General features: G+C 69.7%; 29 protein-coding genes and 1 tRNA gene. 20 read left to right on the forward strand and 10 right to left on the reverse strand.

Annotated elements, in window-relative coordinates; all coding sequences use genetic code 11:
- Positions 1 to 105: 105 nt before the first annotated feature.
- Positions 106 to 933: a PhzF family phenazine biosynthesis protein gene (locus PMI01_RS00220; protein WP_007661482.1), complete on the forward strand. Its 828-nt coding sequence runs from the start codon at positions 106 to 108 to the stop codon at positions 931 to 933.
- 9 nt (positions 934 to 942) lie between these two features.
- Here PMI01_RS00220 and PMI01_RS00225 read toward each other — a convergent pair whose 3' ends face one another.
- Positions 943 to 1320: a hypothetical protein gene (locus tag PMI01_RS00225; protein ID WP_007661483.1), complete on the reverse strand. Its 378-nt coding sequence runs from the start codon at positions 1318 to 1320 to the stop codon at positions 943 to 945.
- A 143-nt stretch (positions 1321 to 1463) separates the two neighbouring features.
- Positions 1464 to 3347: an ATP-binding protein gene (locus tag PMI01_RS00230; protein ID WP_007661484.1), complete on the reverse strand. Its 1884-nt coding sequence runs from the start codon at positions 3345 to 3347 to the stop codon at positions 1464 to 1466.
- Positions 3348 to 3517: 170 nt separating this feature from the next.
- Here PMI01_RS00230 and PMI01_RS00235 point away from each other — a divergent pair, with 170 nt between their 5' ends.
- From PMI01_RS00235 to PMI01_RS00255, 5 genes are all read left to right on the forward strand, one after another.
- Positions 3518 to 3853 (forward strand): hypothetical protein, encoded by a 336-nt coding sequence (locus tag PMI01_RS00235; protein ID WP_007661486.1) that lies wholly within the window; start codon positions 3518 to 3520, stop codon positions 3851 to 3853.
- A gap of 105 nt (positions 3854 to 3958) precedes the next feature.
- The gene (locus tag PMI01_RS00240; RefSeq protein WP_238536977.1) at positions 3959 to 4354 is read left to right on the forward strand and encodes a hypothetical protein; all 396 of its coding nucleotides are present in this window, start codon (positions 3959 to 3961) and stop codon (positions 4352 to 4354) included.
- Positions 4355 to 4489: 135 nt separating this feature from the next.
- Positions 4490 to 5665 (forward strand): phosphoserine transaminase, encoded by a 1176-nt coding sequence (locus PMI01_RS00245; protein ID WP_007661490.1) that lies wholly within the window; start codon positions 4490 to 4492, stop codon positions 5663 to 5665.
- 151 nt (positions 5666 to 5816) lie between these two features.
- A complete protein-coding gene (serA, locus tag PMI01_RS00250; protein WP_007661492.1) occupies positions 5817 to 7397 on the forward strand; it encodes a phosphoglycerate dehydrogenase in 1581 nt (526 codons plus the stop codon).
- 287 nt (positions 7398 to 7684) lie between these two features.
- Positions 7685 to 8047 carry a VanZ family protein gene (locus PMI01_RS00255; protein WP_007661494.1) on the forward strand — a complete coding sequence of 121 codons (363 nt, stop codon included), beginning with the start codon at positions 7685 to 7687 and terminating at the stop codon, positions 8045 to 8047.
- 7 nt (positions 8048 to 8054) lie between these two features.
- Here PMI01_RS00255 and PMI01_RS00260 read toward each other — a convergent pair whose 3' ends face one another.
- From PMI01_RS00260 to PMI01_RS00290, 7 genes are all read right to left on the reverse strand, one after another.
- Entirely contained in the window at positions 8055 to 9857 is a 1803-nt protein-coding gene (locus tag PMI01_RS00260; RefSeq protein WP_007661496.1) for a response regulator, read from the reverse strand.
- A 134-nt stretch (positions 9858 to 9991) separates the two neighbouring features.
- Positions 9992 to 11890, reverse strand: coding sequence for a nucleoside-diphosphate sugar epimerase/dehydratase (locus PMI01_RS00265; protein WP_007661498.1), 1899 nt, complete (start codon positions 11888 to 11890; stop codon positions 9992 to 9994).
- 97 nt (positions 11891 to 11987) lie between these two features.
- Positions 11988 to 12635, reverse strand: a complete 648-nt coding sequence (locus tag PMI01_RS00270; protein ID WP_007661500.1) for a hydrolase — start codon at positions 12633 to 12635, stop codon at positions 11988 to 11990.
- A gap of 30 nt (positions 12636 to 12665) precedes the next feature.
- Positions 12666 to 13043, reverse strand: a complete 378-nt coding sequence (locus tag PMI01_RS00275) for a nuclear transport factor 2 family protein (protein ID WP_007661502.1) — start codon at positions 13041 to 13043, stop codon at positions 12666 to 12668.
- A 160-nt stretch (positions 13044 to 13203) separates the two neighbouring features.
- Complete coding sequence (locus PMI01_RS00280; protein WP_202948058.1) at positions 13204 to 14151, reverse strand: helix-turn-helix domain-containing protein; 948 nt, start codon at positions 14149 to 14151, stop codon at positions 13204 to 13206.
- Positions 14152 to 14181: 30 nt separating this feature from the next.
- Positions 14182 to 15405 (reverse strand): molybdopterin molybdotransferase MoeA, encoded by a 1224-nt coding sequence (gene glp / locus PMI01_RS00285; protein WP_007661509.1) that lies wholly within the window; start codon positions 15403 to 15405, stop codon positions 14182 to 14184.
- Positions 15406 to 15557: 152 nt separating this feature from the next.
- Entirely contained in the window at positions 15558 to 16385 is an 828-nt protein-coding gene (locus PMI01_RS00290) for a ferredoxin--NADP reductase (protein ID WP_007661511.1), read from the reverse strand.
- Between the two features lie 405 nt (positions 16386 to 16790).
- Here PMI01_RS00290 and PMI01_RS00295 point away from each other — a divergent pair, with 405 nt between their 5' ends.
- From PMI01_RS00295 to PMI01_RS00320, 6 genes are all read left to right on the forward strand, one after another.
- Entirely contained in the window at positions 16791 to 17075 is a 285-nt protein-coding gene (locus tag PMI01_RS00295) for a hypothetical protein (RefSeq protein WP_238536975.1), read from the forward strand.
- A 471-nt stretch (positions 17076 to 17546) separates the two neighbouring features.
- Positions 17547 to 17622: transfer RNA gene (locus PMI01_RS00300), tRNA-Trp, on the forward strand.
- A 65-nt stretch (positions 17623 to 17687) separates the two neighbouring features.
- Positions 17688 to 18011 carry a preprotein translocase subunit SecE gene (gene secE, locus PMI01_RS00305; protein WP_007661515.1) on the forward strand — a complete coding sequence of 108 codons (324 nt, stop codon included), beginning with the start codon at positions 17688 to 17690 and terminating at the stop codon, positions 18009 to 18011.
- A gap of 5 nt (positions 18012 to 18016) precedes the next feature.
- Positions 18017 to 18574 (forward strand): transcription termination/antitermination protein NusG, encoded by a 558-nt coding sequence (gene nusG, locus PMI01_RS00310; RefSeq protein ID WP_007661517.1) that lies wholly within the window; start codon positions 18017 to 18019, stop codon positions 18572 to 18574.
- Between the two features lie 123 nt (positions 18575 to 18697).
- Positions 18698 to 19063 carry an ArsR/SmtB family transcription factor gene (locus tag PMI01_RS00315; RefSeq protein ID WP_007661519.1) on the forward strand — a complete coding sequence of 122 codons (366 nt, stop codon included), beginning with the start codon at positions 18698 to 18700 and terminating at the stop codon, positions 19061 to 19063.
- Positions 19041 to 19526 (forward strand): SRPBCC domain-containing protein, encoded by a 486-nt coding sequence (locus PMI01_RS00320; RefSeq protein ID WP_007661520.1) that lies wholly within the window; start codon positions 19041 to 19043, stop codon positions 19524 to 19526. Before PMI01_RS00315 ends, PMI01_RS00320 begins: the two co-directional genes overlap by 23 nt.
- Positions 19527 to 19671: 145 nt before the next feature.
- Here PMI01_RS00320 and PMI01_RS00325 read toward each other — a convergent pair whose 3' ends face one another.
- Positions 19672 to 20130: a winged helix-turn-helix transcriptional regulator gene (locus PMI01_RS00325; RefSeq protein ID WP_007661521.1), complete on the reverse strand. Its 459-nt coding sequence runs from the start codon at positions 20128 to 20130 to the stop codon at positions 19672 to 19674.
- Positions 20131 to 20224: 94 nt separating this feature from the next.
- On the opposite strand from PMI01_RS00325, the gene PMI01_RS00330 reads away from it, so the two are divergent.
- From PMI01_RS00330 to rplA, 8 genes are all read left to right on the forward strand, one after another.
- Entirely contained in the window at positions 20225 to 20971 is a 747-nt protein-coding gene (locus PMI01_RS00330; protein ID WP_007661522.1) for an SDR family NAD(P)-dependent oxidoreductase, read from the forward strand.
- Positions 20972 to 20980: 9 nt separating this feature from the next.
- A complete protein-coding gene (locus PMI01_RS00335) occupies positions 20981 to 21604 on the forward strand; it encodes a 2-hydroxychromene-2-carboxylate isomerase (protein WP_007661523.1) in 624 nt (207 codons plus the stop codon).
- A gap of 80 nt (positions 21605 to 21684) precedes the next feature.
- On the forward strand, positions 21685 to 23082 hold the full coding sequence (locus PMI01_RS00340) for an amidase (protein WP_007661524.1): 1398 nt from the start codon (positions 21685 to 21687) through the stop codon (positions 23080 to 23082).
- A 121-nt stretch (positions 23083 to 23203) separates the two neighbouring features.
- Complete coding sequence (locus PMI01_RS00345) at positions 23204 to 23491, forward strand: hypothetical protein (protein WP_007661525.1); 288 nt, start codon at positions 23204 to 23206, stop codon at positions 23489 to 23491.
- A gap of 31 nt (positions 23492 to 23522) precedes the next feature.
- Positions 23523 to 23984: a GNAT family N-acetyltransferase gene (locus PMI01_RS00350; protein WP_007661526.1), complete on the forward strand. Its 462-nt coding sequence runs from the start codon at positions 23523 to 23525 to the stop codon at positions 23982 to 23984.
- An 82-nt stretch (positions 23985 to 24066) separates the two neighbouring features.
- Positions 24067 to 24585, forward strand: coding sequence for a cupin domain-containing protein (locus tag PMI01_RS00355; protein WP_007661527.1), 519 nt, complete (start codon positions 24067 to 24069; stop codon positions 24583 to 24585).
- 160 nt (positions 24586 to 24745) lie between these two features.
- Entirely contained in the window at positions 24746 to 25177 is a 432-nt protein-coding gene (gene rplK, locus PMI01_RS00360; protein ID WP_007661528.1) for a 50S ribosomal protein L11, read from the forward strand.
- 4 nt (positions 25178 to 25181) lie between these two features.
- Positions 25182 to 25871: a 50S ribosomal protein L1 gene (gene rplA, locus PMI01_RS00365; RefSeq protein WP_007661529.1), complete on the forward strand. Its 690-nt coding sequence runs from the start codon at positions 25182 to 25184 to the stop codon at positions 25869 to 25871.
- Positions 25872 to 25893 lie beyond the last annotated feature (22 nt).

Genomic DNA, 25893 nt, shown 5'->3' on the forward strand with positions numbered 1-25893 from the left:
CCCGATCCGCGCCGAAACATTGTCACTGTAACAATGTTGGCTTTGATCTAGAGACGGTTCGGCCATACGACCAGGAGATCGACCGATTTTCGAGAGACCTCCGCCATGCGCCAGTGGACCGTCGACGCCTTCGCCTCGGGCCCGTTCAAGGGCAATCCGGCCTGCGTGGTCGAGCCGCTGGACGCCTGGCCCGATGCGGCCTGGATGCAGGCCTTGGCCGCCGAGAACAACCAGGCCGAAACCGCCTTCCTGCTGAAGACCGCCGACCCGGCGCGGTTCGGCCTGCGCTGGTTCACGCCGACGGTGGAGGCGCCGATCTGCGGCCACGCCACCCTGGCCTCGGCCCACGTGCTGTTCGCCGAATTGGCCCTCGACGTCCCGCTGATCACCTTCGAGACCCTGGCGGGCGACCTGACCGTGCGTCGGGACGGCGAGGGGCTGGAGATGGACTTCCCGGCCGATCCGCCGCGTCGCACTCCTGTCCCCGAGGGCCTGGCCGAGGCCCTGGGCGCTCGACCGGTCGAGATGTGGGCCGGAATCTATCTGGTGGCGGTGCTGGAGGACGAGGCGACGGTGCGGGCCCTGAAGCCCGACCTGGCCGCGCTGGTGGGCATCGGGGGCGAGGCGACCGGCGGGCCGGGCCAAACCGTGGTCGTGGCCCTGGCCGACGCCGGCCGGCCCTATGACGTGGTCAGCCGCTTCTTCGCCCCGGGTTGCGGCATCCCCGAGGACCCGACCACCGGTTCGGCCCACTGCATCCTGGCCCCGCTGTTCTCCGAACGCCTGGGCCGGGCGACGCTGCGCTACCACCAGGCCTATCCAGGCCGGGGCGGCGACCTGGAATGCGAAGACCGCGGCGCGCGCGTTCTGTTGCGCGGCCGCGGCTTCACGATGGTCGAGAGCCGGCTGAGGGGAGCGCCGGCTCTCGGTTAGGACCTCGAACTAGTTGCGGTCGCGGCCGTAGCCGTAACCGTAGTCGCGGTCATGGCGCTCGTAGCGGATCTGGGCGCTGATGCGGTCGAAGCGACGATCCAGGTCGTCACGTTCCCAGCGGCTCAGGCCGTCACGGCTGTAGCGGTATTGCAGGCGGGCGGTTTCGCGCAGGTCGCCCTTCAGGCGCCAGGCTTCCCGGCGGTCCAGGCTGCCGTTGCGGATGCCCCTGTCGATGCGCTGGTCGAGGCGAGCGACGCGGTCGCCGCCCTGGTTCCAGCCGCCGCGGTCGTCATAGCCCCGGTCATAGGACTGGGCCATGGCGGCGACGGGCAGGGCGGTGGCGGCGACGGCCGAGACCGCGGCGATCGAAAGCAGAATCTTTTTCATCGGTACGGGTCCTCTTGAACGGGTCCGCCATCCGGTTGGACGACGTTGACCTCAAAAGACCACACCGCGTCTGAAGCGGTTCTGAGCCGCTTGTTATGTGGCGTTCAGGTAGCTGAACCGGAATTTGGGAGTGGGGGGCGATCCTAGGCCGCCGCCACCTTGGAGCCGTCCTTGCGCGAGGCGGCCACGGCGGTTTCGATGGCGTCGTAGAGCTTGGTCACCTCGATCGGCTTGGCGACGTGGCCGTCCATGCCGGCGGCCATGTAGCCCTCGACCTGGTGGACCAGGGCGTTGGCGGTGACCGCCACGATCGGGATGCGCTTGCGGCCTTCGCTGATCTCCAGGCCGCGGATGGTGCGGGCGGCCTCGACGCCGTCCATCACCGGCATGTGGATGTCCATCAGCACGATGTCGAAGCCGCCGCGCTTCCACGCCTCGACGCAGGCCACGCCGTCGGCCACCAGTTCGACCTCGGCGCCCAGCGGGGCCAGGACGGCGGCGATGACCTTCTGATTGGTCGGATTGTCGTCGGCGGCCAGCACCCGCAGGCGGCGCTCGGATTCGATCGGCGGCGGGGCGGCTTCCGCCGGCGCGGGGGTGGTCGCCTCGCCACGCGGCATGGCGACCACGACGGTGAAGGTCGAGCCCTGGCCCTCGCGGCTCTGGACGTGCACGCCGCCGCCCATCAGCGTGGCCAGTTCGTTGCAGATCGACAGGCCCAGGCCCGAGCCGCCGAACCGGCGCGTGGTCGAGCTGTCGGCCTGGACGAACTTGTCGAACAGCCGCGGCAGGGTCTCGGCGTCGATGCCGATGCCGGTGTCGACCACGTCGATGCGCAGGCCGCGACCGTCGTCGGCCGAGGCGAACCGCACCGAGACCGAGCCCTCCAGCGTGAACTTCAGGGCGTTGGAGACCAGGTTGCCGAGGATCTGGCGCAGGCGGTCGGCGTCGCCGCGCCAGGCGCCCAGGGCCTCGGGCGCGACGAAGACGCCGAACTCCAGGCCCTTCTGGCGGGCCTGGGTGGCGAAGGATTCGCGGACCGACAGGGCCAGGCTGGCCAGGTCGAAATCGCGCTCGACCAGGTCCAGGCGCCCGGCCTCGATCTTGGACAGGTCCAGCACGTCGTTGAGCACCGACAGCAGCAGGGCGCCGGATTCGCGGATCACCGACAGGCGCTCGCGCTGGACGGCGTTCAGCTCGCCCATGGCCATCACCTCGGTCATGGCCAGGACGCCGTTCAGGGGCGTGCGGATCTCGTGGCTCATATTGGCCAGGAAGTGCGACTTCAGGACGTTGGCGGCGTTGGCGTCGTCGCGGGCCTTGACCAGCTGGGCCATGGCCCCGCGCAGGTCGTGGTCGTTGATCTCCAGCCGTGAGACCAGGTGGTTGAAGCTGTCGGTCAGGCTGTGGAAGACGTCGTCGTCCGCCGCCTGCTCGACGGGCTTGAAGCGGCCGTCGGCGGCCACCTCGCGCATGGCCTGGGACAGGCGCTCCATCGGCTTGGTCATACGGCGGGCCAGGCCGTTGGCCAGCAGGATCGCCAGGCCGGCCGAACCGAAGAACAGGGTGCCGGTCAGGGCCAGGTCGCGGGCCAGGATGTCGGTCAGGCTGGGGCGCTTGGCCACCAGCGCCAGGGTTCCGACCTGGCGCGAGCCCAGCATGATCGGCCGGGTCAGGGTTTCGACGTCCGGACCGACGCCGGCTCCGATCTGGGCCGTGACCTGGCCCTGCATGTCGGCCAGCCGCACGGCGATGACGTTGGGGGCCTTGGCCACCGCTTCCAGGGCGCGGTAGGCGCCGACGGTATTGTGGTCGGCCATGGGCGCGGCCGCTCCGGCCGCCACCATCTGGGCGAGGATCTCGTGGCTGGCCTTGGATTCCTGACGGGCGACGCTCCATTGCTGGAGCATGAAGCACAGACATGCCGCCAACAGCGCGGCCACGGTCGTGGTCAGCGCGACGGCGGCGATACGCGCCTGCAAGGGCGCATGCGTCGCGGCTTCGGAGCTGCGGCTGTCGTCGATCATTTCCCGTCCTAGGAGAATCCCAGGGTCCTAGCTTGGCCCAATCTTCCTAACGCTTCGCTTCCAAGTCACGACATGGGTGCGACAAAACAACGTTAACGGGCGTTTCTGTTTGCAATATTTTTAACTTTCCGTTTACCTCGCTTATTAGGCTTTCATTAAGGAGACGGGGCATGGAAAAGGTTTTTGTTGTTAAGCGCGCGGCCGCCAAGCTGCACGCAACCGAAGCCGCGATCGATGCGGCCATGGTTCAAACCGCTGAAATGATGGCGGAACTGGTCCAGACCCGTAAGGACCTGAACCTGTCGGCGACGGTCGCCGCCGGCGCCACCGCCAAGGTCGTCGCCGCGATGGCCGCCCTGTCGGAAGCCCGCACGGCCATGGTCGACGCCCACGCCGAAATGGACCAAGTCCGCCTGCGCCTCGGCGTCCGCACCAAGATGATGGGCTGGGAATTCAAGATGGAAGCGGCTCCGGTGGCCGACGACCGTCTGTCCGAAGCCAGCTAAGCAATATTGCAAGAGTTTAATCCCTAGAGTCTCCAATTCACGTTAGAGACTCTAGGGATGCATGTTCAGCTAGCGCCGTTCTTTGGATGGGCCGCCACACTTGTGGTGTGCGGCTTGGCGTGGACCCGGGGCTCCCCCGCGGAGCGCTGGGGCAGTGTCATCGTCCTGATCGGCTCCATCGCGTCCATACCGATCCAGTTTCTGCTGCCGGAACCTAGTCAGGCCACCGTCTCTCTGCTCTGCGAGGGACTGTACGGCCTCAGCTTCCTGATGCTGGCCCTGCGCTATGCCAGCCCCTGGCTCGGCGGCGCCATGCTGTTGCAGGCGATCCAGTTCAGCCTGCACGCCTATTACATCGTCGGCGATCTGCCGCACGACCAGACCTACCGCATCGTCAACAACCTGAACTCCGCCGGGGTGCTGATCTGCATCCTGTTCGGCATCTTCGCGTCCTGGCGCCGCCAGGCCCGCGTCCACGACAAGGCTCGCGCCGCAAAATAATTGCCGAGTGCGGATGATTCGTTCGTCCCGCGGCAAAATCTCTCCTTGCCTTCGGCGCGAAAACCCTGTTTCTCGCCGGCGGGCCACACCCCCCCAACGGGGTGCAGTCCATCTGTAAGGATGGGAGACATCGCTATGACCACGACCCTCGCCAAGCCGGCGATCCGCCCGGCTCGCCCCGAGTTCTCTTCCGGCCCCTGCGCCAAACGGCCCGGCTGGACCCCCGAAAATCTCAGAAACGCCGTGCTGGGCCGCTCGCACCGCTCCAAGCTGGGCAAGGGCCGCCTCAAGGCCGCCATCGACCAGACGCGCGAAGTGCTGGAGGTTCCCGCCGACTTCCTGATCGGCATCGTCGCCGGCTCCGACACCGGCGCCGTCGAGATGGCCATGTGGTCGATGCTGGGCCAGCGCCCGGTGCAACTGCTGGCCTTCGAATCCTTCGGCAAGGACTGGGTCACCGACGTGACCAAGCAACTGAAGCTGCCGAACGTCGAAGTGCTCGACGCGCCCTACGGCCAGCTGCCGGACACCTCGAAGGTGCGTCCCGACGCCGACCTGGTCTTCACCTGGAACGGCACCACCTCGGGCGTCCGGGTCCCGAACGCCGACTTCATCAGCGCCGACCGCGAAGGCATCACCATCTGCGACGCCACCAGCGCCGCCTTCGCCCAGGAGCTGGACTGGACCAAGCTGGATGTCGTGACCTTCTCCTGGCAGAAGGCCCTGGGCGGCGAGGGCGCGCACGGCGTGCTGATCCTGTCGCCCCGCGCCGTGGCGCGGCTGGAGAGCTACACCCCGGCCTGGCCGATGCCGAAGCTGTTTCGGATGACGAAAGGCGGCAAGATCGCCGCCGACATCTTCGAAGGCGCGACCATCAACACGCCGTCGATGCTGTGTGTCGAGGACGCCCTGGACGCCCTGAAGTGGGCCGCCTCGATCGGCGGGCTGGAAGCCATGCAGGGCCGCGCTGACCAGAACCTGGCGGTGCTGGCCGACTGGGTGGCCAAGACCCCGTGGGTCGATTTCCTGGCCGCCACGCCGGACATCCGCTCCAACACCTCGGTGTGCCTCAAGGTCGTCGATCCGACGATCGCCGCCCTGCCGGAAGACGCCCAGGCCGACTTCGCCAAGAAGCTGGCCAGCCTGCTCGAGAAGGAGGGCGCCGCCCTCGACATCGGCGGCTACCGCGACGCCCCGGCCGGCCTGCGCATCTGGTGCGGCGCCACGGTGGAGGCCTCGGACGTCGAGGCCCTGACGCCCTGGCTCGACTGGGCGTTCGCCACGGTCTCGGCTGAACTGGCCGCCGCTTAAACCGACGCCGTAGAACCCCCTCCGTCGGCTTCGCCGCCACCTCCCCCAAGGGGGAGGATCTCGGAGCTCAGATGCTCCCCCTCTGGGGGAGCTGTCGCGGAGCGACTGAGGGGGCTTTCACCCACGAAATTCTCCGCAAGGAACACTCCACATGACCGCTCCCCGCGTCCTCATCGCCGACAGCCTGTCGCCCGCCGCCGTCGCCATCTTCACCGCCCGCGGCGTCCAGGCCGACGTCAAGACCGGCCTCAGCAAGGCCGAACTGCTCGAGATCATCGGCGACTATGACGGCCTGGCCGTCCGCTCGGCGACCAAGGCCGATCCCGAGGTCATCGCCGCCGCCAAGAAGCTGAAGGTCATCGGCCGGGCCGGCATCGGCGTCGACAACGTCAACATCCCGGCCGCCACCGCCGCCGGCATCGTGGTGATGAACACCCCGTTCGGCAACTCGATCACCACCGCCGAGCACGCCATCGCCATGATGTTCGCCCTGGCCCGCCAGCTGCCGGCCGCCGACGTCTCCACCCAGGCCGGCAAGTGGGAGAAGAACCGCTTCATGGGCGTGGAGCTGTACGCCAAGACCCTGGGCCTGATCGGGGCCGGCAACATCGGCGGCATCGTCGCCGACCGGGCGCAGGGCCTGAAGATGAAGGTCGTGGCCTACGACCCCTTCCTGTCCCCCGAGCGGGCCATCGAGATCGGCGTCGAGAAGGTCGAGCTGGACGAGCTGCTGGCCCGCGCCGACGTCATCACCCTGCACACCCCGCTGACCGACAAGACCCGCAACATCCTGTCGGCCGACGCCCTGAAGAAGACCCGCAAGGGCGTGCTGATCGTCAACTGCGCCCGCGGCGGCCTGGTCGACGAGGTCGCCCTGCGCGAACTGCTCGACAGCGGCCATGTCGGCGGCGCCGGCTTCGACGTCTTCACCGAGGAGCCGGCCAAGGCCAATCCGCTGTTCGGTTCGGACAAGGTGGTGGCCACCCCGCACCTGGGCGCCAGCACCAACGAGGCCCAGGAGAACGTCGCCCTGCAGGTCGCCGAGCAGATGAGCGACTACCTGCTGACCGGCGCGGTGACCAACGCCCTCAACAGCCCGTCGATCAGCGCCGAGGAAGCTCCCAAGCTGAAGCCGTTCGTGGCCCTGGCCGAGAAGATCGGCGCCCTGGCCGGCCAGATGGTCGATTTCGGCATCCTGGCCATCGACATCGCCTACGAGGGCGAGGTGTCCAACCTCAACGTCAAGCCGATGACCTCGGCGGCCCTGGCCGGAATCCTCAAGCCGATGCTGGCCGAGATCAACATGGTCTCCGCGCCGGCCGTGGCCAAGGAGCGCGGCATCACCGTTTCGGAGAGCCGCCAGGAGGTCAGCCCCACCTATGACAGCCTGATGCGCATCACCATCACCACAGAAAAGGGCAAGCGCGCCTTCGCCGGCACGGTGATCGCCGGCGCGCCGCGCATGGTCGAGGTCAAGGGCATGGAGCTGGACGCGGGCTTCTCGCCGGCCATGCTCTACATCAACAACCTCGACAAGCCGGGCTTCATCGGCGCCCTGGGCATGCTGCTGGGCGAGGCGGGCGTCAACATCGCCACCTTCAACCTCGGCCGCCTGTCGGCCGACGAGGACGCCATCGCCCTGGTCGGCGTCGACCAGGCCCCGGACGAGGTGCTGCTGGGCAAGATCCAGGCCCTGCCGCACGTCAAGGAAGCCCGGGCGCTGACGTTCTAGGACCCAGATCCTTCTCCCCTTGCGGGAGAAGGTGGCCCGAAGGGCCGGATGAGGGGTCTCTCAAACCTGAACGCCGCGTCCGGTCGAAAGGCTGGGCGCGGCGTTTGCGTTCATCGATCCCTCACCCGACGGTCCTCCGGACCGTCACCCTCTCCCGCAAGGGGAGAGGGAAGGCGCCGATACGCAGATTCCGTGCAGGACCGGGGGCGAAGTGGAGCAGGCCTCGGAACGCCGTTCCCAAGCCGCGCCGCAGCGGCTAGTCGGGACCGTCACGCCCAGGAGTCCGCATGCCGCCTCGCGTCCGCCGCAAGATCAACCGCCTGGTCTTCGCCGTCTTCGTGGCCGCCTCGGCCTTCACCCTGTGGCGGGCCCTGGTTCCGGGCGACGACAGCGTCGGCCTGATTCCCTGGGACAAGGCCAAGCACTTCATCGTCTTCTACGTGCTGGCGACCCTGGCCGGCCTGGCCCTGCCGCGCAGCCGCCTGTCGCGCATCGGCCTGGTGGTGCTGGCCTTCGGCGGCCTGATCGAGATTCTGCAGGGCCTGCCGATCATCGGCCGCGACGCCTCGTGGTTCGACCTGCTGGCCGACGCCTGCGGCATCTGCGCGGCGTTCGGGCCGATGGTGCTGACCCGGTGGCGGGAGCGGTAGGCCGGCCCTAGGGGGCGACCTCCACGGTCATTCCGGCCTCCGCCTCGGCTCGCGCCTCCGCCACCGCCGCCAGCAGCGAGAACAGCGCCACGGTGTCGATCGGCTTGCGCAGCACGCCGTCGGCGCCGGCCCGGCGATAGCGGGCCACGTCGTCGTCGAAGACGTTGGCGGTCAGCATCCAGACCGGGATGCGGGTCCCGGCCGGTTCGGCGCGGCGGATCTCGGCCAGGGCCGCCAGGCCGTTCAGCACCGGCATGTTGACGTCCATCAGGACCAGGTCGAAGGCCTGGGCCCGCCAGGCGTCCAGGGCCCGGGCCCCGTCCTCGGCGAACACCAGCTCGACCGGCGAGGCGGCCAGCAGGGCGGCCAGCACCCGGCGGTTGGCGGGGTTGTCCTCGGCGGCCAGCACCCGGATCGGGCCGGCGACGCGCGGCTCGGCCACGACCGTGACCGCGACGGCGGGCGCCGCCAGGATCGGCGCCTCGAAGGCGAACCAGAACACCGCCCCCCGTCCGCCCGTGTCACCCGTGGGGGCGTCGTCGACGCCGATCTCGCCGCCCATCAGGGCCAGGTTGGCGGCGCAGATCGCCAGGCCCAGGCCGCCGCCGCCCAGCCGGCGTCCGCGCTCGGTCTGCTCGAAGGCCTCGAACATCCGGGCGCGATCGTCGGGCGGGACGCGGGAACCGGTGTCACGCACCTCGACCAGCGCGGCCAGGGCCTGGTCCCTGGCGACGCCCGCCAGCCGCACCGCGACCCGGCCGCCCGACGGCGTGGCCTTCAGGGCGTTGGACACCAGGTTGACCAGGGTCTGCTCCAGCTTGGCCTCGTCGGCCAGCAGGCCGAAGGACAGGGCGGGGTCGGCGTCCTCGAAACTCAGCACCACGCCCACCGCCTCGGCATGGGCGCTCCACACCCGCACGACGGTGCGCGCCAGATGGCGCAGGTCGACGGCGGCCGGACGCAGCTGGGCCTTGCCGGCCTCCAGGCGGGTCAGGTCCAGCACGGTGTCCAGCAGCCGGGTCAGCTGGCCGCCGCCGTCCAGCACGCCCTGGGCCAGCTCGGCCTGGGTGGGGGTCAGCAGGGTCTCGCGCCGCAGGGCGTGGGCGAAGCCCATCACGGCGTTGAGCGGGGTGCGAATCTCGTGACTGGCCACGGCCAGCAGTTCGGACTTGGCGCGGCTGGCCGCCTGGGCCTCCTCGATGGCCTGGGTGAGGGCGACGTTCTTGCGGGCCAGGTCGCGCAGGGTCCGGGCCAGGGCCCGGTCGGTCTTCTGCTGCCGCCAGGTGGCGCTCAGCACCGCGGCCACGAACAGCGTCATGGCGATGGCGTAGTGGTTGTCGGCCAGTCGCGTCGGCCGGTCGAGCGCGAACCAGATCAGGGTGACCACCGGCGGGCCGATGGCCGTGACGTAGCTGACGCGGTTGGTGTGGACGCGCAGGGCGGCGAACAGCAGCACGCAGATCACCAGCAGCGCCGCCTCGACCCTGACGATCGGCGGGCCGAACTGGCGGATCTGGACGGCCAGCCAGCAGGCGTTGATCGACAGCAGGAACACCAGGGCGATCGATCGCCAGCGCAGCCGCCGGAAGGCCGCGACCGGGTCGGAATGGCGGACCGCCAGCTCGGTGGCGCCCAGCAGGGCCGCGTAGAGCACCAGCTCGACGCCGCCGAACAGGGTCATGCTCAGCGGCGTGTAGATCGCCAGCAGCCCGACGAAACAGGCGACCAGGCCCAGGCGCGACAGCACCAGCCCACGCGTATAGCGAACGAACCCGTCCAGCCGGGTGACGTCCAAGGTCTGTTCGACCATGCCGATCCTCGCCAACGCGCCACTACGTCCTGGGCCACTACGTCCTGGAATGACCCTGGGGAAGCTAGAGCATTCGCCGGCGATTCTGGGTTGTACGCTCGCCTATCAGGCGAACGTCGCGTGGGACGGTGAGGCTAGGCCTTGGTCCGAGTCTCAGCGGGCTGGCGCTTGGGCGGGGCGATGTCCCGCAAGCCTTCGACCATGGCGAACAGCTGCTGGCGCACGCCGAACTCGTCACCGGCCAGGGCGGCGGCTTCCAGCTTGGCCAGGGCGGCGGGGGTGATCGGAGCCAGGGGTCGCAAGGGGGTGGCCTCGGTGACGCCCGGGGCCTTGGGGCGGGCGGTCTCGTTGACGTCGACCAGGGCCTCGGTGAGCTTCTCGCCGGGACGCAGGCCGGTGATGCGGATCTCGATGTCGCGGTCGGGGACCAGGCCCTGCAGTTCGATCATTCGCCGGGCCAGGTCGATGATCTTGACCGGCTCACCCATCTCCAGGGTCAGCACCCCGGTCGGCGGCTCGGGATCGACGGCCGACAGGGCCGCCGCCCGCAGCACCAGCTGCACGGCCTCGGGGATGGTCATGAAGTAGCGCTCGACCTGGGCGTCGGTCAGGGTGACCGGGCCGCCGCGGGCGATCTGGTGCTGGAAGATCGGCACCACCGAACCGGCCGAGCCCAGCACGTTGCCGAACCGCACGACATTGACCCGGGTGGAGCCGCCGCCGCCGAACTGACGGACCACGGCCTCGGCCACCCGCTTGGTCGCGCCCATCACGCTGGCCGGGGCGACGGCCTTGTCGGTCGAGATCAGCACCAGGTGGGCCGCGCCGCAGGCCTTGGCCGCCGCGGCGACGTTGCGGCTGCCCAGCACGTTGGTGCGCACGCCCTCGCAGGGGTGGTTCTCGACCAGGGTGACGTGCTTGAGGGCGGCGGCGTGGAAGATGATCTCGGGCGTCTCGGCGGCGAACACCAGCTTCAGGCGATCGGCGTCGCGCACGTCGCACAGCACGTCGCGGCGGGCCAGCGACGGCCAGGCCTCGCCCAGCTCGCGGTCGATGTGGAAGAGGTTGGCCTCGGCGGCGTCCAGCAGGGTCAGCTGGGCCGGGCCGCTGGCGGCGATCTGCCGGGCCAGTTCCGAGCCGATGCTGCCGCCGGCTCCGGTGACCAGCACCCGCCGCCCGGCGACCAGGGCGCGGACGGGCTCGGGGTCCAGCCGCACCGGGGCGCGGCTGAGCAGTTCTTCCAGGCTGATCTCGCGCAGGTGCGAGCCGCCGCCGCCGCCCGCGTTCATGTCGACCAGGCCCTGGCGGCGCAGCAGGCGCACGCCTTCGGTCCTCAACCGGCCCAGGCGCTCGGCCCCGAAGGCGCTGAGCGGGCCGTCGGTGAGGAACAGCAGGGCGGCCGGCTGCAGGCCGCCGTCGCGCAGCTGGGTCATGACGGCGTCGAAGTCGCCGATCGCGCCCAGCACGCAGACCCCGCCCAGCTCGTCGCCGGTCTCGCGGGCCTGCGGGGTCAGCACCCCGACCGGGGCGTAGCGCTCGCCCAGGGCGGCGGGGGCGCGCAGGAAGGCCTCGGCCTCGTTGGCCGCGCCGACGATCAGCAGGCGCGGCAGGGCCGGCGAGGCGGGCGCCGGGCGCAGCCGCAGCAGCGAATCGATCAGCATCCTCTCGTGCAGGGCGCGACGGACGATGCGCAGGCCGGCCAGCAGGGCGGTGAGGATCAGGAAGGCGGCGGCCAGGGTTCGCAGGCCGCCGGGCTGGCGCACCCCGGCCAGATAGGCCAGCAGGGCGAAGGTCAGGGTGGTCAGCAGGGCCGACCGCGCCAGGCGCAGGCCGTCGCTGGCCGCGAAGAACCGCCAGGGCGAGCGTTCGACCTGGAACAGGATCTCGACCACGAGGGCGCAGCCGGCGAACAGCGCGGCGTGGAGCAGGGCCGAAGGGGCGAAGGGCGCGACGCCGGCGCTCAGAAGTTGGGCCAGGAGCAAGGCCATGAAGGCCAGCGCCATGTGCGCCCCGACTTTGACCGCTCGACCCATAGACGCACTCCCGCCACGACCGCCGTGAAGCGGTCCGAGGTGGACTTAGCACGCTCGCCGCGCGCCGTCGCCGGTCGTGGCGGCGCGGCGGGCATGATCAGGCGCCCGACCCCGCGCGCCCGGCGAGAAGCTGCAGTTCCCAGGCCAGGGCGACGCCGCTGGCCCCGCCGTGATCGATCAGCACGGGACCCAGGGCCGCCGCGGTGTCTTCCCGCGCCCAATCGCGCTGCCATTCGCCCATGGCCGCCAGCCAGGTGATCGGCGTCGCGCCGGCGGCGACCATGCGGCGCACGGCCATGTCGTGGGCTTCGGCCGAGACCCCGCCCGAAGCGTCGGTGACGATGAACACGTCATAGCCCTCGCCGAGCGCCTGGAGCGCCGGCATGGCCAAGCAGATCTCGGTCCAGAGCGCCGCCAGCACCAGTTGCTTGCGACCGCTCTTCCTGACGATGTCGACGACGCGCTCGTCCTGCCAGGTGTTGATGAAGGTGCGGTCGATCGGCTTCTGGTCGGGGAAGACGTCCTGAAGGCCCTTGATCAGATAGCCGCCACGCTCCTCGATCACCGTGGTCAGGATCGTCGGCACGTCGAAGACCTTGGCGGTCTTGGCCAGGCCGATGACGTTGTTGACGATCAGCGTCGGCTCATGGCTGTTCAGGTTGGCGAACTGGTAGGGCTGGTGGTCGATCAGCACCAGAATGCTGTCTTCGGGGCGCAGCAGGGCCTCGAGGCCGGTCTTGGGCATGGGAACTCCTTGGAACGTGCGGTGGGCGGCTCAGGCGCCGGCGGGGTCGAGAAGGACGTGGAGGGTCTGGATCCGGCCGCCCTCGAAGCGGGCGACGTCGGTTCCCGTCACGGCGACGGGACCGCCCGGGGGACCGGCGGCCCAGCGCAGCCGCCCGACGCCGTGGTGGCCCACGGCGGGGCCGATCGCGGTGAAGGCGAAGACCGGCGGCAGGCTGGCGAGCAGTTCGGTCACCGCTTCGGAGATCGCGGCGTGGCCCGTCGCCGAGGCCTGCGGTTCGTGCAGCACGGCGCCTTCGGCATAGAGTTCGCCGATGGCCTCGATGCGTCGCCCGGCGTCGCGCTCGCCGAACACCCGCGTGAGGTTGGCCTGCATCAGGCCGTCATAGTCGATGCGTTCCGCGATCATCTTCCGTCTTCCGGACCAGGATTTCCGGGAGGGCGAGTGTTCTCAAACGCTCAATACGCCTTCGCTCGCCCGTCCGATCGAGGCAAGATTGTCCCGCCGCCGCGCGGAAGGCCCTGTCCGATCCTGCGATCGCTGGTTCGAAACCGCTGCGGGAACGCGATCAGCTCTTCCGGTCGCGTCGCCACGCCGCCGGCGTCGCGCCGGTGAGCTTGCGGAAGGTCCGGCCGAAATGCACCGCATCGGCGAAGCCGGTGGCCTCGGCCACCTGGTCGAGCGAGTCGCGGGTGTCGATCAGCGGGGCCTGGGCGCGCCGGATGCGCCCATCGAGCTGCCAGCGATAGGGCGCCATCCCCGTCGAGGCCTTGAACGCCCGGCTGAAGTGCGATTGCGACAGGCCGGCCAGCGCCGCCAGATCGGCGAGGTCGACGCGCTCGGGCAGATGGGCGTCCAGATATTCGACGACGCGCCGAAGCCGCCAGGGCGCCAGGCCCGCGCCGTCCGCGCCGGGCTCCGGCCGAGGGGCGAACAGCCGCGCCGTGATCGCGGCGGTCAAGCCGTCGCCATAGAGCTGGGTCGATGGATCGGGGTCGTTGACCGCCTCGGCGAGAAGCTTGACCAGCGTCCAGATGCGATCATCGGAAAAGCGCAGCCGCGGCGCGGCGGCCGCGTCGGTGTCGAATTCGCTGGCCAGCCGTTCGCCCAGCGCCGCGAAATCGAAGGCCAGGCTGGCGTCCTTCACGAAGCGCGAGTCGGCGGTGTAGCCCCACATCTCCACGCCGGCGGGAGCGAAGTCCAGGTGTCTGGGCGTGTAGCCGATCGGGCAGGGCTGGTCCTCGCGCAGACGGGGCTCGCAGGGGCTGCCGACTTCTTCCAGCACGGCGATGAGGCGGGTCTCGGTCTCGCCGTGCAGGTGATGCGCCACCCGGCCCATGCAGTGGAATTCGTTGACGTCGACGCGCACGCCGTTCCACGCGCGCCGCGACACCGACAGGCTCAGCACGTTCTCGGGCAGGGGAGACAGGCGGTCGACGCGGGCGTCCAGGATGGTTCTCCGAGCGGTGAGAGGATCACGGATGGCGAAGTGTAGTCCAACACTTCGACGGGCCAAGCGCCGTTCGGCGAGGAGGCTCTCTTCCCGCTAAGCCCGCGCCAGGGGCAGCAGGCTCACCACGTCCCCGATCCCCGCCGCCGCCTCGCCGGCCGGCCGGACCACCAGGCAGTCGGCGCGCGAGAACACGCCGATCAGCGACGAGTCCTGGTCGGGGAAGGGCGTGACCGTCACCCGCCCCAGGGCGTCGACGGCGCGGGCGGCGCGCATCCAGTGCTCGCGGGGGCCGTTGGCGGGCAGGGGCTGGGCCAGGACGCCGGCGGTGATCGGCAGGGCGGGATCGGCGCCGGACAGGGCGGCCAGCAGCGGGCGCAGGAACAGCTCGGCGCAGACCAGGGCCGAGGCCGGGTTGCCGGGCAGGCCCAGCACGCGCCGGCCGTCTCCCAGGGTTCCGAACCAGGTCGGCTTGCCGGGGCGCACGGCGACGGTCTCGACCCGCAGGGCCAGGCCCAGGGTCTCCAGGGCCGGCTTGACCAGGTCGTGGTCGCCGACCGAGGCCCCGCCGACCGTGACGATCAGGTCGGCCTGGGCGTCCTTCACGGCGGCGGCGATGGCCGCCAGGTCGTCGGCCTGGGCCTTCAGCCGCACGGCCTCGCCGCCCCAGGCCCGGACCAGGGCCGCCAGGGCGAACGAGCCGGACTCGAAGATCTGGTCGGGGGCCGGCACGTGGCCGGGCGGGACCAGTTCGTCGCCGGTGGCCAGGATGGCGACGCGGGGGCGGCGGGCGACGTCCAGGCTGGGCCAGCCGGCGGCGGCGGCCAGGGCCAGGGTCCAGGCGTCGATGCGGGTCCCCGCCGTCAGCAGGACGTCGCCGGCGCGGAAGTCGCCGCCGGCCAGGCGGATGTTGCCGGGCGGCGGATCGCGGTCGATCTGGAAGGTCACGACGTCGCCGTCGCGCGCGGCGTTCTCCTGGATGACCACCAGGTCGGCGCCGGGCGGCACGGGGGCGCCGGTGAAGATCCGCACCGCCTGGCCGGCCTCGACGGGGCGGGCGTGGGCGCGGCCGGCGGCGCTTTCGCCGGCGATCCTGAAGCGAGCCCCGGGCGTCAGGTCAGCGCGGCGGATGGCCCAGCCGTCCATGGCCGAGGCGTCGAACGGCGGCTGGTCGCGATCGGCGACGACGGAGGCGGCCAGGACGCGGCCGACGCTCTTGGCCAGCTCGACCTCCTCGACACCCAGCAGGGTCGCGTCGGCCAGCATCCGGGCGCGGGCCTCGGCGACGGTGAGGTTCTTGAGTGGGGTGGGGGGTGTCACGTGCTGCTCATCCCATCAAACCTTGTCATCCCGGAAAGCGCGTAGCGCTTATCCGGGACCGCCGGAAGCGCATGCGCTCAGGCGTCGGTCCCGGATCTTCGCTGCGCTTCGTCCGGGATGACAAGTTGAGGGTGCGCTATGCGGACCGGAAACTACCCGACGAACGCCCGCTCGATCACGAAGTCGCCCGGCTCGGCGTTGGAGCCTTCCTTCAGCCCGTGGGCTTCCAGCAGGGCGGCGGTGTCCTTGATCATCGCCATCGAGCCGCAGAGCATGGCGCGGTCGTGCTCGGGGTCGAACTTCACGCCGTCGATCTCGAGGTCGCGGAACAGCTGGCCGCTCTCGATCAGGTCGGTGAACCGGCCCTGGCGCTCGAACGGCTCGCGGGTGACGGTGGGGTAATAGACCAGCTGGGCCTTGGCCTCGTCGCCGACCAGCGGGTCGTCGTGGATCTCCGAGGTGAACAGGTCGCGATAGGCCAGTTCCTGCACTTCGCGCACGCCGTGGGCGACGATCACCCGCTCGAAGCGGCTGTAGGCGTCGGGGTCGCGGGCCACGGCCAGCCAGGGGGCCAGGCCCGTGCCGGTGCCGAACAGGAACAGGCGCTTGCCCGGGCGCACCGCGTCCAGCACCAGGGTGCCGGTCGGCTTCTTGCCCAGCAGCACCGGGTCGCCGGGCTGAATCTGTTGCAGGCGCGAGGTCAGGGGGCCGTCGGGCACCTTGATCGAGAAGAATTCCAGCTCCTCGGCGAAGCTGGGCGAGCCGATCGAATAGGCGCGCAGGATCGGCTTCTTCTCGCCCAGTTCCTCGCGCGGCGGCAGGCCGATCATCACGAACTCGCCGGAGCGGAAGCGGAAGCTGGCCGGGCGGGTGATGGCGAAGCTGAACAGGCGGTCCGTCCAGTGCTTGACCCACAGCACGGTCTCGGTGTGCTGGGCGGCTTCCTTCACGGGCGCGATGGTCGTCTCTATGGCCGTCATGCTTTGCGTCTTCTTGAGTCCTGGCCGCGTCCGTCCCGAAAGAGAACAGGCGCGCGCGATTTCAAAGGGCGTCGCCACGGCCCTGAAGCGACGTTTGTCTCATGTGAGCAGAGCCGGCCCGATGTCAACTTTCGTGGTCTGAAAGCGCGTTGAGAAAATCTTCCCCAAAACGGTCAAAAAGCGCGGCGCCTGTTTTTTGAACCGTGTCAAAATTGTGATTGCCGCCTCCCGAAACCGGGCGCACTCTTCCCGTCGCTTCGTTTGTCCAGTGGACGCGAAGCCAACGATACGGAGGAACGTATGCGGGTAAGGTTCGTAAAGGCCGCCGCGGCGGCCAGTCTGTTAGCGTTAAGCGTAGCTGCCTGCGGGCAGGAAACGGGACCTGCGTCTCAAAAGGCCCAGTCGGTGTCTCTGGAAGGCAAGGCGGTCACGGCCTCGGGCTGTGTCCGACCGGTGGAATCGACGTCGTGCATCGTGGTTCGCGGCCCAGGCGGCGGCTACTACGACATCTCCGGAGCTTCGCCGGCCCCCGATCCCAGCAAGGGCGTGGCGGTTTCGCTGCGAGGCCGGGACAACGGCAAGAACACCGAGTGCGGGCGCCAGCTCGACGACGTGAAGTGGTCGTATCTCAACATCCAATGCGCGGCGCTGACGACCGCGCCGGCGACGACGCCGGAAAAGGCCGGCTGACCGTCTCAAGGCTCGCCGGAGCCCGGACCAGTCCGGGTCTTCGACGAGCCTGAGCTATATCTCGACGCTCCGGCGCGGGGTCGAGGGCGCGAACCTTGCCGCTGGATGGCCGGCCCTGGGTCGGGTCTGGCCCGGGTCTGGCGACGTCGGCATGACGCGGTCCCTCCGGGGCGGGGTGGCTGGGCGTCCAGCTCTCGTCCATTGCTCGCGCGCCTGAACCTTACGACCCTGAACCCTGCGAAAACGTCCGCCGGATACGCCCCCGGACAGGCCCCCGGACATGCCCGTCGGGCGGAACGGTCGTAGAACCCGCGCCGACCCCGCACTGGGCCGCTTGCCGGGCTCGAACGACCCTGCTAAACGACGCGGCTCTGGCGATGAGACCAACGCGCTGGCGGGCCGCAAAGGCCTACCGGCGCGCTGTTCATTGTCAGAAAGCCAAGATTCCCCCTAAAGGGATCGCGGTTCCGCAGGAGTGTAGCTCAGCTGGTAGAGCATCGGTCTCCAAAACCGAGGGTCGTGGGTTCGAGTCCCTCCACTCCTGCCACTATATGTCATCGGTCGGCCCGGCTTCTCGGGCTGCCCCACCGAAAGTCGCGAGCCTTCTAAGTCATGGCCAGGAAACCGGGTTCGAGCCCGTCAGCGATCAAGAGCCGCGCCGCCAAGACGGCGGCGGCGCTCGCGCCCGCGGGTCAGGCGTCCAGCGCCCTGGCCAAGGCTCCGGCCGCGCCGAAGAAGCCTATCAATCCTTTGCAGTTCGCCCGTGAAGTGCGCGCCGAGGCCCGCAAGATCACCTGGACCACCCGCAAGGAGACCTGGATCACCTCGGTGATGGTCTTCATCATGGTGGTGATCACGGCGCTGTTCTTCACCTTCGCCGACTGGCTGCTGGGCATGGGCGCAAACCTGCTCCTCAAGTTCGCCGCGGGAAATTAAGCACCATGAGCACCGACACCGCGTCCAACCCGAACCACAAGTGGTACATCGTCCACGCCTACTCGAACTTCGAGAAGAAGGTGGCCGAGAGCATCCGCGAACAGGCCAAGAGCCACGGTCTGGAAGACAGCTTCTCCGAGATCCTGGTGCCCACCGAGGACGTCGTCGAGATCCGTCGCGGCCGCAAGGTCAACGCCGAGCGCAAGTTCTTCCCCGGCTACGTGCTGGTGAAGATGAACCTGACGGACGAAGCCTACCACCTGATCAAGAACACCCCGAAGGTCACCGGCTTCCTGGGCAGCGCGTCCAAGCCGCAGCCGGTGTCGGAAAAGGAAGTCCAGCGCATCGTCGGCGCGATCGAGGAAGGCGTCGAGCGTCCCAAGACGGTCGTGCTGTTCGAGATCGGCGAGAACGTCCGCGTCACCGACGGCCCGTTCGCCAGCTTCAACGGCTCGGTCGAGCAGGTCGACGAGGAGCGGGCCCGCCTGCGCGTCACCGTCTCGATCTTCGGCCGCGCCACCCCGGTGGAACTGGAATACAGCCAGGTCGAGAAGATCGCCTAGGGGCGCTTTCACCGTCGAACTTTCGAAAACCCCGCGCTCGCAAGGCGCGGGGTTTTTGCTGTGCGGCGTTGACGTGTCGCCTATAATATAGCTACATGGCAATATAGCTACGAGGCGATGTTCATGCCCTCCGTTCCGACCCAGCAGCTCGACCGTGTCTTCGCCGCCCTGGCCGACCCGACCCGGCGGGCGATCCTGGCGCGGCTGTCGCTGGGCGAGGCGACGGTGAACGACCTGGTCGAGCCCTTCGCCCTGGCCCAGCCCACCATCTCCAAGCACCTGAAGGTGCTGGAAGGCGCCGGCCTGGTGTCGCGCGGACGCAGCGCCCAGTTCCGTCCCGTGCGCCTGGAGGCCGCGCCCCTGGAGGACGTGGCCCAATGGATCGGCGGCTACCGCCGGTTCTGGGCGGAAAGCCACGACCGCCTCGACGCCTATGTGAAAACCCTGCAAGCCGAGGAGACCTCGCATGACGCCCCCCGCGACGACTGAACCTGAAGCCGCCCGCCAGATCATCATCACCCGCCAGTTCGACGCCCCGGCCCGCATCCTGTTCCTGGCCCACAGCAAGCCCGAGCACGTCATGAAATGGTTCGGTCCGGTGGGCTGGCCGCTGACGACCTGCGACATGGATTTCCGGGTCGGCGGCCGCTACCACTTCGCCATGACCGGCCCTGACGGCGAGCCGGGCCCGCCGTTCGGCGGCGAGTATCTCGCGATCGAGCCGGACCGGCGGATCGTCTACAGCAACGGCTTCAAGAAGCCTGGCTCGCCCCGCTTCGTGGTCGAGATCACCTTCGAGGAGGCCGGTGGCAAGACGACCCTGACGTCGGTCTCCACCTTCGACTCCGTGGCGGTGCGCGACGAATACGCCGCGATGGGCTTCAAGGAAGGCACGGAGTCGGGCCTGGATCAGTTGGCCGATGTGGTCGCGGCGCTGAAGACCGAGGCCTGAGGCGCAATCTGGGGACACACACTCACCGCGAGGCCTCGCCAGGTTCGCAAGGCATCCGGGGGTGAGTGTGTGTCCCCCGTTCCTGCATCGACCTTTCACCCGACCTCGCTCCGCGAAGCCACCCTCTCCCGCAAGGGGAGAGGGATCAGAGTTCTGAAAACCCCACGCCCGGCCGGGCCTCGACGTCGCGCGCCGTGACGTTCTCGCCGCATTCCGAGCAGACCTGCACCGGCTGGAAGTCGCAGCCGCAGCCCTTGTGGCGGCGCACCACGGGCGGCCCCGCCTGGCCGGCATAGTGGTCGTCGCCGAACCGGGCGATGGCCAGGATCACCGGATGCAGCTCCAGCCCCTTGGCGGTCAGCCGGTATTCGTGGCGCGGCGGGTTGTGCTGGTAGGCCTCGCGGCGCAGCACACCTTCCTCGACCAGCACCCGCAGGCGATCGGTGACGATGGTGCGCGAGATGCCCAGGCGCGCCTGGAAGGCCTCGAACCGCCGCACGCCCAGGAAGCAATCGCGCAGGATCATCAGCGTCCAGCGGTCGCCGATCACCGCCAGCGACCGGGCGATCGAACACGGCTGATCGGCCAGGGCGTCCCACTTCATGTCGCGTCTCGCATCGCCATGTCTTCAGACTGCCATTGACTCGGTACAGATTCAATACGAACGATGGGAGAAACAAGCACGGAGGAGACGCGACATGGCCATCGAACCTGTTTCCAAGGGCGTCTGCCTGGTGGTCGGCGCGGGCGACGGCGTCGGCGGGGCGATCGCCCGGGCCTTCGCCGCCAAGGGCCTGGAGGTCTGCGTCACCCGCCGGCCACGCCATCTGGACCAGCTGGAGGCCCTGGCCGAGCAGATCCGCGCCGCGGGCGGCCGGGCCCGCGCCTATGGCGTCGACGCCCGCCAGGAGGCCGACATGGTGGCGCTGTTCGAGACCATCGAGCGCGAGGTCGGGCCGCTGGAGGTGGTGGTCTTCAACATCGGGGCCAATGTGCGCTTCGGGATCGCCGAGACCACGGCCCAGGTGTTCAGCAAGGTCTGGGAGATGGCCTGTTTCGCCGGCTTCCTGACCGGACGCGAGGCGGCTAAGGCCATGGTCCCGCGCGGCCGGGGCTCGATCCTGTTCACCGGGGCCAGCGCCTCCCTGCGCGGCAAGGAGGGCTTCGCCGCCTTCGCCTCGGCCAAGGCCGGCCTGCGGGCCGTGGCCCAGAGCCTGGCGCGCGAGCTGGGCCCCAGGGGCGTGCACGTGGCCCACGTGGTGATCGACGGGGCCATCGACGGGGTCTTCACCCGCTCGATACGCGACGACGTCGAGGGGCTGCTGGCCCGCGACGAGATCCTCAAGCCCGACGAGATCGCTCAAAGCTTCGTCTGGCTGCACGAGCAGGGGCGGTCGGCCTGGACCCACGAACTGGACCTGCGCCCCTGGGCCGAGACCTGGTGAGGACGCGACATGACCAACCCCAAGACCCCCGCCCCCAAGACGATTGAGTTCATCTTCGATTTCGGCAGCCCCAACGCCTATCTGGCCTGGAAGGTGCTGCCGGCCATCGCCGCGCGGACCGGCGCGACGGTCGTCCTGCTGCCCTGCCTGCTGGGCGGGATCTTCAAGCTGACCGGCAACCAGGCCCCGATGGTCGCGTTCGGCGGCGTCAAGGGCAAGATGGCCTACGAGATGCTGGAGACCCGGCGCTTCATCGAGGCCCACGGCCTGACCGCCTTCCGGTTCAACCCGCACTTCCCCGTCAACACCCTGCTGCTGATGCGCGGCATGGTCGCGGCCCAGCGGGCCGGGGTGGGCGAGCCCTATCTGGACGCCATGCTGCGCGGCATGTGGGAGGAGGGGCTGAAGCTGGACGACCCGGCCGTGTTCACCGCCGCCCTCGACGCGGCCGGTCTCGACGGCGCGGCCCTGCTGGCGGCCACCGGCGATCCGGAGGTCAAGGCCCAGCTGATGGCCAATACCGAAGCCGCCGTCGCCCGCGGCGCGTTCGGTATCCCGACCTTCTTCGTCGGCGACGAGATGTTCTTCGGCAAGGAGCGCCTGGGCCAGGTGGAGGCGCTGCTGGCCGATTGACGGGCGATAGCCACTACTATTGTTTTCTCGGGCAGGCGGTCCGCATACGGAAGAGAGCGCCGCGACGAGGAAGGCGCACGATGGCCGAGGCTCCCGACGGCACCGAACTGGCGGCCATGATCCGGCGCGGCGACCTGACGGCGGTCGAGGCGATCGACGCCGCCATCGCCCGGGTCGAGGTCCTGCAGCCCAGGCTGAACTTCCTGGTCGCCGAGACCTACGAGCGGGCCCGCGACCGGGCCAAGGCGGGCGGGCTGAGCGGGCCATTCGCCGGGGTGCCCTATCTGATCAAGGACATGTTCGACGTCGTCGGCTCGACCACCCGCTATGGCTCGCGCTTCAGCGCCGCCCTGCCGCCGGCCGGGGCGCAAGGACCGATGATCGACGCCCTGGAGCGCGCGGGGCTGGTGCTGATCGGGCGCTCGGCCCTGGGCGAGTTCGGCTTCCTGCCGACCACCGAGCCGCTGGCCTTCGGCCCGACGCGCAGTCCCTGGAACCCCGAGCGCACGCCGGGCGGCTCGTCCGGCGGCGCCGCGGCCGCCGTGGCCTCCGGCGCCGTGCCCATGGCCGACGCGGCCGACGGCGGCGGTTCGATCCGCATCCCGGCCTCGGCCTGCGGCCTCTTCGGCCTGAAGCCGTCGCGCGGCCGGATGGTCGGCGACCAGATGCCTGCCGCCGGTTTCGACGTGACGGTGCAGCACGGCCTGACGCGCACCGTGCGCGACTCGGCGACCCTGTTCGCGGCCACGGAACGTCGGGACGGGAGCGCGGCCTTCGCGCCGGTCGGCGTGGTGACCACCGCCAACGTCCGTCGGCTGCGGGTGGGGCTGGTGCCCCACGGCTTGAACGGACGGCCGGCGGATCCCCAGGTCCAGGCCGGGGTCGATGCGACGGTCCGCCTGTTGGCCGGCCTGGGCCACGCGGTGCGACCGACCGACTGGCCGATCGACGGGCGCGAGCAGGGCGCCGATTTCATGACGCTGTGGACCAACGCGGCCTTCGACGTCACGCGGCTGATCCGCCAGATGACCGGACAGCCCCCCGACGCGCGCCAGCTGGAACCTTTCACCCTGGCCATGGCGGAGATGGCGGCCGCCGCCCCGGCGGGCGCTCTGGACGCCGCCCGGACGCGCCTGCGCGCCGTGGCGGCCGCCTACGACCGGTGGTTCGCCGATTTCGACGTCATCCTGTCGCCGGTGCTGACCACCCCGCCGATACCGATCGGCCAGATCGCCGGCGACGTGCCGTTCGAGACCATGTTCGAGCGGTTGGGGCGCTTCAGCAACTACACCACCCTGCACAACATCGCCGGCTCCCCGGCCATGAGCGTCCCGCTGCACTGGACCGACGACGGCCTGCCGGTCGGCCTGCAGTTCGCCGCGCGGGCCGGCGACGAGCGGACCCTGTTCGAGCTGGCCTTCGAACTGGAGGCCGCCCAGCCCTGGGCTCACCGACGGCCGGCGGTGTGGGCGGACTAGGAGCGGATCGGCCGCACGGTTCCTTATGATCGTCTTATGCCGCCACCCCGGTTCCGAATGGATCGCTTACGCCCCGGCGCGCGAGACTCGGCAGGTGATGCACCTCGCCAGGAACCGCCCCATGACCTCCGCGACCGGTCAGAAACTCGCCTCGCTGCTGCTCTCCCTGGGCGGCGTCGCCGGCTTCGCCGCGCTGCTGGTGGTGGGCGTCCACCACCCGGCCCAGGCCGGGGTGCTGTGGTTCTGCGCCTTCGTCTGGCTGCTGGCCTGCGGGGTCAGCAAGCTGGTGTTCGACCTGAGCGAGGCGGCGGGGCGCGACGCCGACCGGGACGGCGGGCCACGCTCGCGGACCCGAGGCGGGGCGAGGACGGTCTGGCGGGACGCGGGCGACGGCTCTAAGGACCGGTGACGCCGATCGCCGCCTCCAGGCAGGAACCCCCATGGCCGACGACCTCATCATCCGCCCGATCGCCCAGGCCGACCACGACCGGTGGCTGCCGCTGTGGGACGGCTACAACGCCTTTTACGGCCGGGCCGGCGACACCGCCCTGGACCCGGCGATCACCGCCATGACCTGGAGCCGGTTCTTCGACGCCTATGAACCCGTCCACGCCCTGGTCGCCGAACGCGGCGGCCGGCTGCTGGGCCTGACCCACTACCTGTTCCACCGCAGCACCACGGCGATCGCGCCCATCTGCTACCTGCAGGACCTGTTCACCACCGCCGAGGCGCGGGGCCACGGCGTGGGGCGGGCGCTGATCGAGGGGGTGTACGACGCGGTCCGGGCGGCCGGGGCGAGCCGGGTCTATTGGCAGACGCACGAGACCAACGCGACGGCGATGCGGCTGTACGACCAGGTGGCCGAGAAGTCGGGGTTCTTGGTGTATCGGAAGCTGGCCTGATGATCCCTATAGTTTTGCCATATCTAAAACTCAACATATGGGAGAGTGTGCGGGCAACGGTTTGTCCGACCAGGAACTCGCCATGCGCCGCCCCCGCCTCTGGACCCTCGCGACCCTGTGTCTCGCCGCTTCCGCCTGCGCCCCGCCCGCCGCCAAGGCCCCGCAGGTCGCCGCCGGCCCGGGCCAGTGCGGCGGTTCGGTCATCCCGCCGCAGGTCCGTCTGACACCGGCCGAGATCGCCGCCCTGCCCAGTAGCGGGAAGCCGGGGGGCGTCCAGACCACCGTGCTCTACGGCGATCCGGGTCAACCTGGCCTCTACACGGCGATGCTGGCCATTCCGGCCGGTTTCGTGCTGGCCGCCCACACCCATGAGGACACCCGCACGACGACGGTGGTATCGGGGACGTGGTCCATCGGTTACGGCCGGAAATTCGACGTGGCCCAGACCAAGGCCCTGCCGCCGGGCAGCCTCTATAGCGAGCCCAAGACCGTGGCCCACTTCGGGACGGCCAAGGACGGGCCGGTGGTGCTCTATGTCACGGGCTGCGGGCCGTCGAACACGGTGTTCGTGGATCCGCCAGCCCCGCCCGCGTCGCGCTAGACTCCCCACCCTCCACCTGCTACACGCCGCGCCTCGCTCCAGGACTCCGTCCCGGGGCGTGCTTGTCGTTCTCGGCAAGCTCAAATCCGTGGGAGGGCCGCCAGCCCGCACCACGGCCACACAGCGAAGGCCGTTAGCTCGGCTTTCTTGAGAGGATACGATGGCTAAGAAGATCCTGGGCTATATCAAGCTCCAGGTGAAGGCCGGCTCCGCCACGCCTTCACCGCCCATCGGCCCCGCACTGGGCCAGCGCGGCGTCAACATCATGGGCTTCTGTAAGGAGTTCAACGCGCGCACCGAGAACGTCGAAAAGGGCACCCCCCTGCCGACCGTGATCACCGTGTACCAAGACAAGTCGTTCACCTTCGTCACCAAGACCCCGCCGGCGACGCACTATCTGAAGCAGATCACCGGCCTGAAGTCCGGCGCCAAGCTGACCGGTCGCGAGACCGTCGGCGAAGTGACGCGCACCCAGCTGCGCGAGATCGCCGAAAAGAAGATGAAGGACCTGAACGCCAACGATCTCGAGGCCGCGGCCAAGATCATCGAAGGCTCCGCCAAGGCCATGGGCCTGAAGATCGTGGAGGCCTAAGACCATGGCCAAGCAACCCAAGCGCATCCAGGCCTGGACCGGCGACCGTGAGTCCGCTCACGCCGTCTCCGAAGCCATCGCCCTGGTCAAGGCCAACGCCAAGGCCAAGTTCGACGAGTCGGTCGAGATCTCGATCAACCTCGGCGTCGACCCGCGCCACGCCGACCAACAGGTCCGCGGCGTCGTCAACCTGCCGTCGGGCACCGGCCGTGACGTCCGCGTCGCCGTCTTCGCCAAGGACGCCAAGGCCGCCGAAGCCACCGCGGCCGGCGCCGAACACGTCGGCGCGGAAGATCTGTACGAAAAGATCGCCGGCGGCTTCATGGACTTCGATCGCGTCATCGCGACCCCGGACATGATGGCCCTGGTCGGTCGTCTCGGTAAGGTGCTGGGCCCGCGCGGCCTGATGCCCAACCCGAAGGTCGGCACCGTGACCCCGAACGTCGCCCAGGCCGTCAAGGACGCCAAGGGCGGCGCCGTCGAGTTCCGCGTCGAGAAGGCGGGCATCGTCCACGCCGGCATCGGCAAGGTCTCGTTCACCGACGAAGCCCTGCTGCTGAACGTCAAGGCCATCGTTGACGCGCTCAACAAGGCCAAGCCGACCGGCGCCAAGGGCGTCTATGTGAAGCGTATCGGCCTGTCCTCGACGATGGGTCCGGGCTTCAAGATCGACGTGGCCTCGATCAACGCCTAAGGCGTTCTTCGACCCAGGATCA

This window comes from Caulobacter sp. AP07 (genome assembly GCF_000281955.1).
Taxonomy (GTDB): domain Bacteria; phylum Pseudomonadota; class Alphaproteobacteria; order Caulobacterales; family Caulobacteraceae; genus Caulobacter.